This is a genomic window from Mesorhizobium sp. LMG17149 (genome assembly GCF_024518695.1).
Taxonomy (GTDB): Bacteria; Pseudomonadota; Alphaproteobacteria; order Rhizobiales; family Rhizobiaceae; genus Mesorhizobium.
Window position 1 is genome coordinate 386,019 of the sequence record NZ_JANIFL010000007.1, and the last position, 14,870, is coordinate 400,888.

At 63.7% G+C, this 14,870-nt stretch carries 13 protein-coding genes; 2 read left to right on the forward strand and 11 right to left on the reverse strand.

Going from position 1 to position 14,870, the window contains the following annotated elements; genetic code table 11:
* Window positions 1–22: 22 nt before the first annotated feature.
* From NP945_RS19105 to NP945_RS19115, 3 genes are all read right to left on the reverse strand, one after another.
* Window positions 23–1,009 carry a Tim44 domain-containing protein gene (locus NP945_RS19105; RefSeq protein WP_256747225.1) on the reverse strand — a complete coding sequence of 329 codons (987 nt, stop codon included), beginning with the start codon at window positions 1,007–1,009 and terminating at the stop codon, window positions 23–25.
* 67 nt (window positions 1,010–1,076) lie between these two features.
* Entirely contained in the window at window positions 1,077–1,379 is a 303-nt protein-coding gene (locus NP945_RS19110) for a zf-TFIIB domain-containing protein (RefSeq protein WP_127270121.1), read from the reverse strand.
* A gap of 233 nt (window positions 1,380–1,612) precedes the next feature.
* A complete protein-coding gene (locus tag NP945_RS19115) occupies window positions 1,613–2,602 on the reverse strand; it encodes a zinc-dependent alcohol dehydrogenase family protein (RefSeq protein ID WP_256747226.1) in 990 nt (329 codons plus the stop codon).
* 102 nt (window positions 2,603–2,704) lie between these two features.
* On the opposite strand from NP945_RS19115, the gene NP945_RS19120 reads away from it, so the two are divergent.
* Complete coding sequence (locus NP945_RS19120; protein WP_256747227.1) at window positions 2,705–3,607, forward strand: LysR family transcriptional regulator; 903 nt, start codon at window positions 2,705–2,707, stop codon at window positions 3,605–3,607.
* 20 nt (window positions 3,608–3,627) lie between these two features.
* On the opposite strand, the gene NP945_RS19125 is transcribed toward NP945_RS19120, so the two are convergent.
* The 7 genes from NP945_RS19125 to NP945_RS19155 form a co-directional block, all read right to left on the reverse strand.
* Window positions 3,628–5,655, reverse strand: coding sequence for a CocE/NonD family hydrolase (locus tag NP945_RS19125; protein ID WP_256747228.1), 2,028 nt, complete (start codon window positions 5,653–5,655; stop codon window positions 3,628–3,630).
* Window positions 5,656–5,703: 48 nt separating this feature from the next.
* Window positions 5,704–6,681, reverse strand: coding sequence for an ABC transporter ATP-binding protein (locus NP945_RS19130; protein WP_128307266.1), 978 nt, complete (start codon window positions 6,679–6,681; stop codon window positions 5,704–5,706).
* Window positions 6,678–7,661, reverse strand: a complete 984-nt coding sequence (locus NP945_RS19135; RefSeq protein WP_256747229.1) for an ABC transporter ATP-binding protein — start codon at window positions 7,659–7,661, stop codon at window positions 6,678–6,680. Before NP945_RS19135 ends, NP945_RS19130 begins: the two co-directional genes overlap by 4 nt.
* Window positions 7,658–8,497, reverse strand: a complete 840-nt coding sequence (locus tag NP945_RS19140; RefSeq protein ID WP_127395805.1) for an ABC transporter permease — start codon at window positions 8,495–8,497, stop codon at window positions 7,658–7,660. Before NP945_RS19140 ends, NP945_RS19135 begins: the two co-directional genes overlap by 4 nt.
* 28 nt (window positions 8,498–8,525) lie before the next feature.
* The gene (locus NP945_RS19145; RefSeq protein ID WP_127327013.1) at window positions 8,526–9,473 is read right to left on the reverse strand and encodes an ABC transporter permease; all 948 of its coding nucleotides are present in this window, start codon (window positions 9,471–9,473) and stop codon (window positions 8,526–8,528) included.
* Window positions 9,474–9,525: 52 nt separating this feature from the next.
* A complete protein-coding gene (locus NP945_RS19150) occupies window positions 9,526–11,085 on the reverse strand; it encodes an ABC transporter substrate-binding protein (protein WP_256747230.1) in 1,560 nt (519 codons plus the stop codon).
* 312 nt (window positions 11,086–11,397) lie between these two features.
* Window positions 11,398–12,390, reverse strand: coding sequence for a membrane dipeptidase (locus NP945_RS19155; protein ID WP_256747231.1), 993 nt, complete (start codon window positions 12,388–12,390; stop codon window positions 11,398–11,400).
* 195 nt (window positions 12,391–12,585) lie between these two features.
* Between NP945_RS19155 and NP945_RS19160 the strand changes: the two genes are divergently transcribed.
* The gene (locus NP945_RS19160; RefSeq protein ID WP_256747232.1) at window positions 12,586–13,857 is read left to right on the forward strand and encodes an FAD-binding oxidoreductase; all 1,272 of its coding nucleotides are present in this window, start codon (window positions 12,586–12,588) and stop codon (window positions 13,855–13,857) included.
* Between the two features lie 4 nt (window positions 13,858–13,861).
* Here NP945_RS19160 and NP945_RS19165 read toward each other — a convergent pair whose 3' ends face one another.
* A complete protein-coding gene (locus NP945_RS19165; RefSeq protein ID WP_256747233.1) occupies window positions 13,862–14,779 on the reverse strand; it encodes a LysR family transcriptional regulator in 918 nt (305 codons plus the stop codon).
* Window positions 14,780–14,870: the final 91 nt, after the last annotated feature.

Consider the following 14,870-nt stretch of genomic DNA (forward strand, 5'->3'; position numbering starts at 1 on the left):
CTTGGACAAAATCGCCCTGGGCTCAAGCCTGTTGTATTGCCGAGAGCTTCCAGTTCGAGCCATTCTCACGCACGAATGTCCACAGCTCGGTCGTCTCTGTCGGATGATCATCGTCGCCCGCGACGACCTTGCCGCTGGCCCGTTCGCGCGTGACGTCACGAGATTCGTAGCGCAATGCGGCCGTGGCGTACTCGCGGTCATCCTCACGCCAGCTTTCAGCGACGTCGGCCTGCAGCAACGTGATGTCCGTTACCTCGTTCCTGAGACCTTTCTGGGCATTGTCGGCCAGCTCTTCCGACAGATAGGATACCATTTCGGGGGTAACAGCCCGGCGCAGAGCGGCATGGTCTTCGCGCCCGAATGCTTCCTGGACATCGGTCAACAGCTGCTGGAATGCGTCGAGGTCGGTCTGAGCCAGCGTGATCTCATCAGAACCGATGGCCGGAGAGCTTCCGCCCGAACCACCGCCAAAGCCGGGAATTGTGAAGGAGCCTGCAGTCTGCTGCCCTGCCGTTGCGCGGTTCTCAAATCTCGAAGCCTGGGCATTGCCGACACCGGCGAGCGCTGCCGCAGGACCACGCGCCGATTGCGAGCGGAAGAAGCGGATAGCCAGCATGATCGCGCCACCGATGAGCAGGGCCTGAAGCAGGAAACCGAACATTCCGGCCAGGCCGCCGAAGCCTTGGCCGACGAGCAGGCCGATCAGGCCGCCGAGCAGCAGGCCCCGCATCATCGTTCCCCCGAAGCCGCTCATGAAGCCGGGCCTCTGCGGGCCGGCCTGTGGCTGCCGGGCCGCGTTGTTCACACCGGTGTTGGGCGTCATCGAACGCTCGACTGGAGCGGTCGGGGCCGGTGCGGTCCTGGTCGGCGGTGCCGATTGGAACGTGCGCATGCCACGACTGCCGAAACTGCCGCCGCGGCGCGCCTCGGCATGGTCTATCGCGACCATCGAAAACGCCAGGAACAGTCCTGCAAAGAGGGCTGCAAATCGGCTTGTACGGGAAGTCATCGGAGATGAACCTTTGTCTCTGCGGTTTCGGAAATTTCAGCCGTCGCCGGGTGCCGGCGTTATACGGTCAATCGAACAACTCTTCGAAAAATGATTTCTTCCGCTTTGGATAGCGGTGGCCGTGGGAGCGGGAATAATCGTCGTCGCGGCCCTGGCCGTGTTGCGGCTGGGAGAACGCTGCCGGCTGTGGCTGCGGCGCCGGCGCCGCTTCCCTGCCGGAACGCTCGATGATCTTGTCGAGTTCTCCCCGATCAAGCCAGACGCCGCGGCACTGCGGACAGTAGTCGATTTCGATACCCTGGCGTTCGCTCATCACGAGCGCAACGCGGCAGGAGGGGCAAGTCATGCCAAGGAGAGAAGGAGATGTCATACGGCGCTCCAAACCAAAAAAGAAGGAACCCGCTCGACCGAAAAGGATGAAAACGGGCCCGTTACAGCGGTCCGACATCACAGTCGCCAAAGCGACAGTCAGAGGGGCCCGGCCCGCAGGGGACAATTAGGAATGCAGCGCCGCGCCTTCAAGGGGCGATATTGCCCGCAAGAGTGATTTGTTCGCCATCTCTGCTCAGACCGTGACCACGATTTCAAATCGTCACCACGATTTCAGATCGTCACCACGATCTTGCCGAACTGCTCGTTCGACTCCAGGTGGCGATGCGCCTCGACGATTTGGTCGAACGCGAAGGTCCTATCGATGATCGGCTTTAGAGTCCCGGTCTCGAGTCCTGCGAGGATGAAAGCCTTGGCGGCCTCCAGTTTCGCCGGGTTGCCGGTGATCTCGTGGACGAGGTAGCCGCGCAGCGTCAGTGTCTTGGCCAGCACTGCGAATAGCGGAAACGGTGTCGGCGCGTGGCTCAGTCCGCCATATTCGATGAGGATGCCGCTATGCGACATGGCCGCCGTCAGCGGCTCGAAGATCGGGCCGCCGACCGCATCGAACACGACGCGCACGCCTCGCGGCCCGGCGATCTGGTTCAACCGCGCCGCCAGATCTTCCTCCGTCGAGGCCACGACTTCGGCCGCGCCGGCCTCGAGCAGCGCCCGCATCTTCGCCGATGTTCGCGTCACCGCAATCGTCGTCGCGCCCACACTGTTGGCGATCTGGACCGCGGCAAGCCCGACACTGCTCGACGCCGCGGTGATCACCACGTGGTCTCCGCTGCGCAGCCCGGCGATATCGATCAGCGCGCCATAGGCGGTGAGGTATTGCATCCAGACCGCCGCTGCCGTTTGCCAGTCGAGCGACGGCGGGTGCTTGACGATAAGTTCCGCGGGATAAGTGGCAAGCTCGCCATAGGCCGGCCAGCGGATCATCGATTGCGGCGGGATGACACTGACGCCGTCGCCCGGCGCGAATTCCTTCACGCCGTCGCCTATAGCCTCGATGACACCCGCCGCTTCGAGACCAAGCCCCGAGGGCAGCTTCGGCGTCTCGATATAGGCACCCGCGCGCAGCAGCGCGTCGGCGCGGTTGAGGCCGAGCGCCTTGACGCGGATTTGAACTTCGCCCGGACCCGGTCGGGGAAGCTCGGCATCCTCGATGCGCAGAACCTCAGGGCCGCCATGCTGGTGAAAGCGAACCACACGTGTCATTCGGGATACTCCAAATCAACTGGACCGAATGAGCTATGCAGTTAGGCTGCCCGGGGATAAATGGCTGCAAGAGAAGAACAGTAGAAACCAGGAGTTCCGAATATGGATCGGCTCGAAAGCATGGCTGTGTTCGTCAAGGCCGTCGATCTCGGCTCGTTCGCGGCAGCAGCGGTCGCCCTTGACGTCTCGGGACCGATGGTTGGCAAGCATGTCCGGTCTCTCGAAGAACGGCTTGGCGTTCGCCTGCTCAACCGGACCACACGCCGGCAGAACCTGACCGATTTCGGCCGCGCTTACTATGAACGCTGTCGGGTGGTGCTGGCCGAGGCCGACGCCGCCGATGCGCTCGCCGCCGACCAGTTTTCGGAGCCACGCGGAAAACTGCGCGTCACCATGCCGGCGCATTTCGGTCGCCACTGCGTGACGCCCGTGCTGCTGAAACTCGCCCGGCAATATCCGATGCTGGAACTCGATCTATCTCTCAGCGATCGCTTCGCCGATCTTGCCGAGGATGGCTACGATCTCGCCATTCGGACCGGTGCTCTGGGCGACAAGGCGGGGGTGATCGCACGCCGCGTCGCGCGCCAGGACATGGTCGTCTGCGCCGCACCTTCCTATCTTAGAATTCATGGCGAACCGCGACAGATCGAGGATCTCGCCGATCATCAGGCAATTGTCTATCGCCGGCTTGGTCAGGTCGTTCAGCCGTGGCTGTTTGCGCAAGGGGGGCAACCCGCGCTCGAGATCACACCAACCGGCCGGCTGCGGCTCGACGATCTCGACGCCATTGGCGATGCGGCTGCCGACGGCATGGGCCTTGCCTGGTTGCCCTGGTGGCTGGTGCGCGAGCGCATTGAAGCCGGCGCGCTGGTCGCACTGTTGCCGGACCAGCCTCGATATCTCTACGACTGCTACGCCCTTTGGCTGCAGACACCGCATTTGCCGCTGAAGGTGCGGCTGGCCGTCGATGCGCTGGCCGCCGCCTTGCCGAAGTCGATGGCTTAGACGAAGCGTCGCAGCCGCTTTCAGTTGAGATCGCGCGGATACTCCTTGACCTCGTTGCGGTCGACGATCCGCTCGCCTCCGTCATGGGCAGTGATATGGGTCTCGATCCGCCAGACATCGCGCAGCGCCCTTACCGTCGCCTTTACCGAAAGCCGCGCCTGCCAGTCGCCGCGACCATAGGACTTGTCCCAGGTGCAGGTGCCGACCGCCGAGTTCGGATCGTCGGGGTGGATGATGAACCGGTCGACATGCCTCGCCGAGAGCACCATTCCCGTATGCGGATGCCGCACCGTGCCGCCATCATTGACGACCTGGTAGACGGTCTCGCCGGTGACCTGGTCCGTCGACACCGAGCGCTGAAAACCGTCGCCCTTGGCCAGCACCTCCTGCTCCATCGGCGCGGCGCTTTCCGGAGTCAGGAAAACCCCCAGTGTGTCGTCCAGCTTCTGCTGCGCGCGCACCGGCAGGATCAGCCGGCTGTCGCCGCAATGGATCGACAACGTCGCCTGCTCGGCCGTCGGGAAGACGATCGGCCAATGCGATGTCGCCAGCGCCAGCCGGATACGCTCGCCGACCTCGAAACTCTGCCCGCAGCAGCGCAGCTTGATGCGGACGGTCTCCGCCTGGCCCGGCACCATGGGTGCGATGTCCAGATCATCGTTGCGATGGCTCAGATTGAGAATACCGTAGCTGATACGCGAGGCGGCACCTTCAGGAAATACCTGCGACAGCGTGGCGGACAGAAGGGCGACGGGCTTGTCGGAGGAGAGTTTAACTTCGAATTCGGGGAAGCCAAGGATCTCGATCGCCTCGGTCAACGGCACCGTCTCGAAGATCAGGGCATTGCCTTCCTCCGTCCGCTGGTCGACCGGCAAGGTCGGCATGACGCCATAACCGCACCAGGCGCCGGACGACAGGCCGGCCGTCTGCGGCGATGAAATCTCCAGAACCGCGTTTTCGCCCTTGGCTTCGCTCAGCACATGCGGCGCAAGGTGCAGCACCTTTTCGCCGACGCCGGGTCCCGGCCACGCCGGTTCCGCCACCCAGCGGCCGGGCCGCTCGTCATAGATCGCCGCCGGCCGTGCGGGATCCTGGATCCAGGCGCGCAGCATCGGCTCGTCGGCAATGCCGGTGTCGATGCCCTTGAGATATTGATCCCACCAGCGCAGGCACTCCTGCAGGAAGCCGATACGCGGGCCGGGCATGGCGAAGTGCGGATATTTGTGGCCCCAGGGTCCGATCAGGCCCTTGCGAGGACCGCTCAGCTTTTCCAGCATCCGGAAGATCGGATTGGGATAGCCGTCGGCCCAGCCGCCGACGGCATAGACCGGGATCCCGACATCGGCATAATCCTCGCAGATTGAACCGTGCTTGTAGAAATCATCGCGGCGCTGGTGTTCGAACCAGTCCTGCATCCAGATGCCGTTGCCGTTCAGCCGTTGCTCCCAAAGATCGCGCCAGCGGTCGCCGACAACAAGCGGATCCGGTGGCGTCATGGCGATGGCCCAGGCGGTGGTTCCCCACATCAGATTGTCGCACATCATCGCGCCGCCGAGATAATGCACGTCGTCATTATAGCGGTCGTCGGTCGAGCACAGCGAGACGACGGCTTTCAGCGCCGCCGGTCGGCGGGCGGCGACCTGAAGCCCGTTGAAGCCGCCCCAGCTGATGCCGATCATGCCGACACTACCCGAGCACCAGGATTGCCCAGCCAGCCATTCGATGACCGCCAAACAGTCATCCTGCTCCTGCTTCAGATACTCACCCTTGCACAATCCCTCGCTGTCGCCCGAGCCGCGCATGTCGACCCGCACGCCGGCATAGCCGTGACCGGCGAAATAGGGATGCGTCAGCGCATCGCGCTCCACCGTTCCGTCACGCTTGCGATATGGCAGATATTCGAGGATCGCCGGCACCGGATCGGCCTCCGCGTCTTCCGGCAACCAGATGCGTGCGGCCAGCTTGACGCCGTCCGGCATCGGAATCCACAAATTCTCGATCTCGCGGACTTTGCGCGGGAAATCGGTGACGACGCGGATATCTTGCATGGCGGCTCCTCTCAACGCCCCGGCCGACACTTGCGCCGGTGGCGATCCTTATGTGTTCAGCGGGAAATGGCAGGTCAGACGGCTGTCGCCAACTGCGACCGGGACGGGGACATCCACCGCGCAGCGGCCCTGGGCCTGCGGACAGCGTGTGTGAAATTCGCAGCCTGAAGGGCGCGCCAACAAGGACGGAACGTCAGCCGGCAGCGTGATGCGCTGATGCACCCTGTCGGGATCGGGCTCTGGATTGGCCGAGAGAAGGGCCGCCGTATAGGGATGATGCGGCGCGCGGAAGATCGCTTCGGTTTCGCCCTGTTCGATGAAGCGTCCGAGATACATCACCGCCATGCGGTCGGCGATCTGGCGCACGACATGCAGATTGTGGGTGATGATCAGCATCGACAGGCCCATGCGGTCACGCAGGTCGTTGAGCAGGTTCAGCACCTCTCCCTGCACCGAGACGTCGAGGCCGGCTGTCGGCTCGTCGGCGACGACCAGCACCGGGTCCAGCGCAATCGCCCGCGCCACACCGACGCGGCGCGCCTGGCCGCCGGAAAGCTGGTGCGGGTAGCGGTCGGCGAAATCGCGCGGCAGCCCGACCAGTGCGAGAAGCCGCGTGACTTCGGCGTTGAGATCGCGATCCGACAGTCCGTGGATGACGAAAGGTTCCGACAGCAGCGAGCGCACGCTGAGCCGTGGTGACAGCGATCCGACCGGATCCTGGAACATCATCGGCATGCGCCGCCGCACCGGTTTCATGGCGGCATTGGACAGGCCTTGCAGTTCCTGCCCTTCAAACAGGATCGTGCCCGCTTTCACCGGCTGAAGACCGTTGAGCGTGCGCGCCAGCGTCGTCTTGCCCGAGCCGGATTCGCCGACCAATGCGAAGGTGCTGCCTCGTTGAAGCGTGAAGCTGACACCGGACACCGCCTCGATCTCGGTGGCTCGCCCGGCAAGTCTGGCGGACAGGCCGCCAACCCGGAACGAGACACGCAGATCGCTGACACGGAGCAGGTCGTCGGAACTCATGCGTTCATCGCTCCCAAGGGAATGTCCGCATGCCAGCAGCGGGCGATGTGAGACCCACCGAGGACTGCGCTGGGAGGCGTCGTCAGGCATTGGGCGTCGGCGCGATCGCAGCGCGGCTGGAAGACGCAGCCGCTCGGGCGGCGGCGCAGGTCCGGCAAGGTCCCGGCGATGGTCGGCAGGCGGGCAACCCGCTGCGACAGCCGGGCCGGATCGCAGGCCAGCAGCTTCTGCGTGTAGGGATGTCGGGCGTCGTGGAATATCTCGCGGGTCGTGCCGCTCTCCACCACCTCACCGGCATACATCACGATCATCTCGTCGCAGAGTTCGGCAATCACGCCCAGATGATGCGAGATGAACAGCACCGAGCAGCCGATGTCGCGCTGCAGATCCTTGAGCAGTTCGATAGTGGCCACCTCCAGCGTGGCATCGAGCGCAGTCGTCGGCTCGTCGGCGATCAGCAGCGCCGGTTCCATCATCAGCGCCATGGCGATGGCGATGCGCTGCTTCATGCCGCCGGAGAACTCGTGCGGAAACTGCGTCAGCCGGCTTTCCGGATCGGGAATGCGAACCTTGCGCAGCATTGCGACCGAGCGCGCATCCTTGTCCCGCTTCGACAGGTTCGAGCGATACTGGATGTCGCGCATCTGGCGCCCCACCGAAAGCACCGGGTTGAGCGCACCCATCGGGTCCTGGAACACGGTGGCGATCCTGAGGCCGCGCAAGCCGCGCATCGCGGTGGGGTCGAGCCGGGCAAGGTCCTTGTCGCCCTCGAAGATGATCTCGCCCGATGTGATTTCACCATTGTCGGCGAGCAGGCCGAGAATGGCGTTGATGAGCGTCGATTTCCCGCAGCCGGATTCGCCGACCACGCCGACGCTGCGGTTGGCCGGCACGGAAAAGCTCACCTGCTTCAGCGCCTCCAGTGGCCCACTCTCGGTGTGGAAGGCGACGCTCAGATTCTTGACCTCGAGAACCGTCATGAGCGCCCCTTCAGCCGGGGATCGAAGAGGTCGCGCAGCGTCTCGCCGAAGAAGGTGAAACCGAGTGTCGTCAGCACGATCGGCAGGCCGCCGGCAATCACGATCCAGTAGGAATCGCGAATGTTGGCGAAGCCGTCATTGAGGATCGCGCCCCAGCTCGGCGTCGGCGGCCGCACGCCGAGCCCGAGAAAGCTCATGCCGGCCTCGATCGCCACCACCACGGGAATGTCCATCGATATCAAGATCAGGATCGGGCCGATGATGTTGGGCAGGATATGGACGCGCAGGATGCGGCCCGCACTGGCGCCCATCGAGCGCGCCGCCATGACATGTTCGGCTGATTTGAGCACCAGCGTCTGGGTTCTGATGATGCGGGCATAACCCGGCACATTGACCAGCATCACCACCAGCACCACCGCGTAGAGCGAGGGGCCGAACAGGGTGACCAGCGTCAGCGCCAGCATGACGGTGGGAAAGCTCTTCACCGCGTCGAAGATCAGCAGCAGCACATTGTCGAGCCAGCGCGGCCCATAGCCTGCGATCAGCCCCAGCACGACGCCGACAACCAGCGACACCGCTGTCGCGCCCAGCGCGATCAAAAGCGCGACGCGCCCGCCATAGAGCACCCGGGTGAGAAGATCGCGGCCGAGATGGTCGGTGCCGAGCAGATGCAGGAGGCTAGGCGAAGCGAAACGTTCGGCCGGCGATATCTTGCTCGGCGCATAGCTGGTCAGGCCGCTGGCGAACACCGCCGACAGCACCACCACCGTCACCAGCGTCAGGCCGATGGCGCCCAGCGGTTCGCGCATGATGCGGCGCACGGTGCGCCATATCATGCCGAGACGGAAGCTGCGGGATGGCAGCTCAGTTGAAACTTGATCTGACACGGGGATCCAATAGGCCGACCAGAATGTCGGCCGCTACGTTGACGAGGACGAAGAAGACCGTGGTGACCAGCACGGCTCCGGAGACGATGGGGTAGTTGCGCACCGAGATCGCCTCATAGACCAGCTTGCCGATGCCGGGGCGGGCGAAGACGATTTCGGCGAAAACGGAAGACGACAGCATATGGCCGATGCCGACGCCGAGCAAGGTGATGGTCGGCAGCACGGCGATGCGCAGCGCGTAGGTGTAGACGATCCGGTGCTCGGTCAGGCCGAAGGCGCGCGCCGTGCGGATATGGCTGGCCTCCAGTGTCTCCAGCATCGAGGCGCGCACCATGCGCGAGATGTAGCCGATCCAGCCAAGGCCGACCGCCAGAGACGGCAGGATGAGGTGCTGAAGCCGGCTGGCGAGGTCGCCCGGTTCGCCGGCGCCGATCGCCGGCAGCCATTGCAGGGCGACCGCAAACACCAGCAGCGAATAGATGGCGACGACGAAGGATGGCACGGCGATCATCGCCACCGACAGGACCCCGATCACCTGGTCGACAAAGCCGCCGCGCCGCACCGCTGCGATGCAGCCAAGCGGGATGCCCAGCGCCACCGACCACGTGATGCCGCCGACCACCAGCGCCAGCGTGAACGGAAGCTGTTCCATCACCACGTCCAGAACTGGCCGATCTGATAGCACCTCGGTGCCGAGATCGCCGCGCAGGACCGATCCGTAGAAATGTAGGAACTGCCGCCAAACCGGCTGGTCGAGGCCCATGCGTACGCGCAGCGCCTCCATCATCTCCGGCGTCGCGCGCGGCCCCAGCGCGACGGAGGCCGGGTCGCCGGGAATAAGGTAGACCATGGCGAACATCATCATCATGGCGACGCTGATGATGATGGCGCCAAGCCACAGACGCTTGAGGGCGTAGCGGATCATTTCCAGTACCTGTCGGACGGTCTTTGGCGGGAACGAGCCCCGCCCGCCGATGTCATGCCGGTTTGAAGTCGGTGAACACGGGTTCGCCGTTCGGCTTCAGGCCGGCCACTAGCGTGTCTCGATTCATGATGCCGGTGACCTCATGCGTCAGGAAAACGTAGTTGCCGTTCTCCTCCATCAGGTCCTGCAGCTTCTTGTAGATGACATCGCGTTTTGCCGGGTCGAGCTCGACCATGCCCTCGGCGTTGAGCTTGTCGAATTCCTCGCTTGAAAAACGCTCCCAGTTCCACACACCGATCTGGTCGCGGGTAAACCAGGCGGTGGCCCAGCTCGGATCCGGCTGCATGGAGAAGCGGCTGATGATCATCTGCAGCTTTTTCCAGTAGTCGCCTTCCTTGGCGCCAAGCGTCCAGAAAGTGCCGCTGTCGTTCTGCTTGATCTCCACATTGAGGCCGACATCCTGCAGGTTCGACTGCACGACCTGCGCTGCGGTCAGCCGCTCGGTCTTGTTGAGGATGTCGAGCGTGATCGTCGTGCCGGCCAGCCCTTCCTTGGCGATCATGTCGCGGGCGCGGTCCGGATCGAAATCGAACAGGTTCTTCTCGCGATGGCCGGGCAGGCCGGGCGCGATGATGCCGGTGGCGGTGGCGGCGGCGCCGAAATAGGCGGCGTCGACCACTGCCTTGCGGTCCACGGCGTACTGAACCGCGCGGCGCATGTTCGGATTGTCGAAAGGGGCGACATCCTGGTTCATGCCGAGCCAGACAAAGGCCAGCGAAGGCTTCTCGACGACGGTCGTCTTTGGCGGCGGTGTCTGCTTCAGCCGCGAGATCGAGGAGACCGCGGTCCAGGTGTAGTCGAGGTCGCCGGCCTCATAGCCGAGTTCGGCGGTTTTCTCGTCCTCGATCGGATGGATGTGGATTTCCGCGAAGGCGCCTTGCTCGTACTTCCAGTCGGGATTGCGGACCAGCACCGTGCGCTGCTTGGGCAGCCATTCCTTCAGGATGTAGGGGCCCGACTGGGCCACCGGCTTGACGCCCATCTTGCCACCGAGCTCGGTGATGGCGCGCTTCGACAGGATGGTGCCGGACGGCGTCGGCAAGGTCGACGTCCACAGCGGCGCGAAGGCCTGCTTCAGGTGGATCAGCCCCGACAGCTTGTCCTTGACCTCGACCTCCTTGAGCGTTGCCCAGTCGCCGGAATAGGGGCTTTTATTGGCGGGGTCGGCGATGCGTTCGATCGAAAACTTGACGTCTTCGGCCGTCATCTGGCCGTAGCCGTCGGTGAAGCCGATATTGTCGCGCAGCTGGAAGGCGACGGTCAGCGGATCGAGCTGCTTGATCGTTTCCGCCGCCATCGGCCGCCAGCCCCAGCTGTCGCCCGGCGTGGTGACGACGAGGCCTGCGAAGATGACGCTGGTGATGTCGCCTTCGGGGGCCGCCAGCCGGAAACAAGGGTCGAGCGTCTGGATGTCGGCGTAGGAGCGCACCTTCAGGATCGGACCGTCGCTCGACCAGGAAATTTTTGGATTGACCATTGAGGCGAGGCCGAAAGCGCCGGCTCCGGCGAGCAGGCTGCGGCGCGAAATCCTGGTGTCGGCTAGAATGGACATGCTCTACCCCTCTGCTGTTTTCGTTGTTTTGCTTTCCAGCCGTTGGCCATTCTCCAAGCCGGGCCGAATGTGTCTGTCAGCTAAAACTGCTAATAATAGACATCTATGTCTAGCGAAAATTTTGCCGGCATGTCCGAATCTTGGATACGGACGATCTTGCGGGAAATCTCGATATCCGATCCGACCCCGCCGCTGCGTCGGCATGGGCAAGCGGCTAAGCGCGAAATGTGATCGCGCACACGGTGCGGCCTGGCCCGCCATTCGGTGGGGCCTGGATCAAGAGCTGGAGCGGAGACGCGCTCTCCGCTACCTTCACTTCCAGATTTCAGCCGCCAGGCGCACGAAATTGCCGCCCAGGACGTTGCGCACGGTCTGCTCGGACTGGCCGCGGCGCAGAAGCACATCGGTCAGTTCGCGCATCTGACCTGGAGCCGAGTAGGTAGTCGCCCCCTCTGGATATTCGCTCTTGGGCCAGAATTGCGGGTTGTCGGAAATGATGCGGTCGATGCCTTTGACATCAACCGGAAAGGCGTAGTCCAGCCCGATGCCGACATGATTTGGGCCAGCCAGGTCGACGAGATATTCGATGTGGTCAGCCAGCCTGTCCGAGTCCGTCCGCCCTTCTCCCAGGAAACGATTGAGCCCGACGATCGCGACGATGCCGCCGGTGCGCGCGCAGGCCTTTATCTGCTCGTCGGTGATGTTGCGGCCATGGCCGCACAGGGCCTTGGCGTTGGAGTGCGAGAAGATGACAGGGCGGTTCGAGTATTCCATCACCTCCATCGAGGTGCGGTAGCCGGTGTGGGTGACGTCGACGAACATGCCGAGACGGTTCATCTCGTCGATGACCTCGCGGCCGAACGCCGTCAGGCTGGTCTCGACATCGTGGCAACCGCCGCCGGCGAGGTTGTTCCTGTTGTAGGCGAACAGGATCTGGCGCACACCCAGATGGTGATAGAACTCGACCATTTCGATGCGGCCGTCGAGCGCGTTCATGCCCTCGATGTCGAAGCTGATCGCCAGTTTGCCCTCGAGCTTGGCCTTGCGGATTTCCGCGACGGAGGAGACCAGCGTGTAGTGCTCGGGATTGGCAAGGATCCAGTGACGGAAATTTGCGAGCGTCCGCACTGTCTGCTCCCAGGGCAACAGGTCGAAGCCGACATCGATCGACAGATAGTCGATGCCGGCGTCGCGCCAGATCTGCAGATTGTTCAGGTCCGCAGCCGGATCCGGCATGAAGCCGGAATGCGCGTCCCATATGATTTCACTGTCGAAAATGGCCTTGGCGGCAGTCGAAACGCTCACTTTTTTCCTCGCTCTCTCGGCAACACCAACAACGGAAGGCCAGATCAAGCGGCGTTCCGGACGTGTGATCCAGATGCAGTGCGCATCAAGTATCAGGCCACAGACACATGTGTCTAGACAGCTCCGAACGGGCCTGTATGGTCGCCGTCGCTGCATGTCGCTCCGACCGGACCATCGGCAAAAGGGAGAACAAAGATGAGCTCAAACGGAAGCCATGGCGGGAGCGATAGCAGGCATATCGCCGTGATCGGCGGCGGCATTATCGGCTGCAGCGCGGCTTTCCATTTGCTGCGGTCCGGCGTGCGCCGGGTGACGGTCATCGATGCGGGTCAGCCGGGTGCCGCGACCACCAGCGCCGGCGCGGGCTTCGTCTCCCATTGGTCCGCCGGCATGATCCCGCTCGGTGAAGAAGGCCTTCAACTGCAGCAATATGGCCTCGATTTCTATCGCAGGCTGCACGAGGTCGGCGTCGAGATCGGTTATCGGCCGAACGGCACCTTGATCATGGCGCTGACCGAGGACGGGCGCGAGCGTTTCGTCCGACCGGTGCTGGACTCACCCTATGCCCCACCGGAAATGCAGGATTTGAACGCCGCGCATATCGGCCAGAAGATGCAGGGCCTCATCGATCCGGCGCGGGTCCATTCGGCCGCCTACAATCCGCATGGCATCCAGCTCGACACCAAGCTGGCGATGGGGGTACTGACCGGCCAGATCAGCGAGCTCGGCGGTGTTTTTCGCAGCGGCACACGCGTAACGGCCGTCCATGATGCCGGTGACCGGGTGACCATCGAGACCGATCAGGGCAGCCTTGAGGCTGACGGCGTGATCGTTGCCGCCGGCGCCTGGAACAACCAGGTCATATCAGGCCTCGGCTGGAAGTTGCCGCTGCTGCGCGTCGTCGCAACGCGCATCGTCACCGACGATCGTGGGCTGCCGTCGACCATTCCCACGGTCCAGTGCCGCGAATTGCGGCTGTGGCTGCGCGAAACATTCGGCGCCGTCATGTGGGGAACCGGCCGGCATTACAAACCTCTCTACAAGACCGACGACAACGAGATCGAACCTGGCCAGCCGCACAATATCGAGCTGATGCGGGAGACCTCCGAGCAGGAGCTTGCCGAGTTGCAGACTGTGTTCCCGCCGCTGCGCGGTTCGACGATCGCGAGCTGGGCGCAAGGCGTGCCGTGCTACACGCCCGACAACGGCCTTGTCGTCGGCAAGGTGCCCGGCAGCGACAATGTCGTGGTCGTCGGCGGCGACAATGAGAGCGGCGTCACCCATGGACCGGGTCTTGGCCGGCTATCCTGCGAGCTGGTCCTCGGGCACACCCCGTTCGTTTCCGCCGAGCGGTTCCGTGTCGATCGCTACGCCTCCGATGCCTTCAAGTCGGAGGCCGAGATCGAGGCCGCCATGCCGGCCTGGGGCGCGCGTCATGAAGCGTCGCGGTTTGGTCGCGAGGCCTGATCTGTTAGCTGTCCCCGACGCTTGCCTGCAAGCTGTCGCCGACGCTGGCCAGCAGCGCCTGCGCCACCGCCCTGACCACCGGGCCGGCATTCTTCCTCATGACGATGTGGAAGGAGCCGGCGTGGCGACGCGAGGTTTTCGTCAGCCGGACGAGCTGGCCGCGACGCAGATGCTCGTCGGCAAACCCCGCCCAGGCGAGCGCAGCTCCGCGCCCGGCGATCGTTTCATGGATCATCGACATGTAGCTGGTGAACCGAGGCCCATCGAGTTTCCGCTCGGTTCCGATCCATGACTGCCAACTGTCGATCGCGCCGGGCGGCGTCACCTGGTGCAGCAGCGGCACCGCCAGGAAAGCCTCGGGGTCCTCCGAGGCGAGCCCCGGGTAACGCGCCAGGAACGCCGGTGCGCAAACCGGGAACCATTCGCCGTCGAGCAGTTTGTCGGCCACGAATTCGGACCATTGCCCGGCTTCGCCGAAACGGATCGACAGCGCCACTTCGGGCTGGTCGAAATCCCTGTAATCGGTGGATGTCTGCAAAAGCACCCGGTCGCCGGCCACCCGCGAGGTGATGAGGTCGAAGCGCGGCATCAGCCATGCCTGCGCGAAATCGTGGCTGCAGCCGACCACGAATGTATCGCTGTCGTGCGCGGTCAAATCCTCGACCGCTTGCCTGATGGTGCCGAGACCCTCGCGGATCGCTTCGGCCAGCGTGTTGCCGGCCCCGGTGACGGCGACGCGGTTGCCTCTGCGCGTGAACAGCTCGACCGACAGCTGGCGCTCGAGATTGGCGACATGCCTGCTAACCGCCGATTGTGCGATGTTGAGCTCCTGCGCGGCCAGTGTCAGCCCGCCATGCCTGGCGGCAGCCTCGAAGACGACCATGGCGTTCAGCAGGGGAAGCGATGTTTTGAGGGTTTTCACGGTCCGGACCTACATTCATGCCTTTTCGATATGAAGGTCTATCATATCTGTATTTGCTGCAAGCCTTTCCGCATCGCACACTCTATCGAAA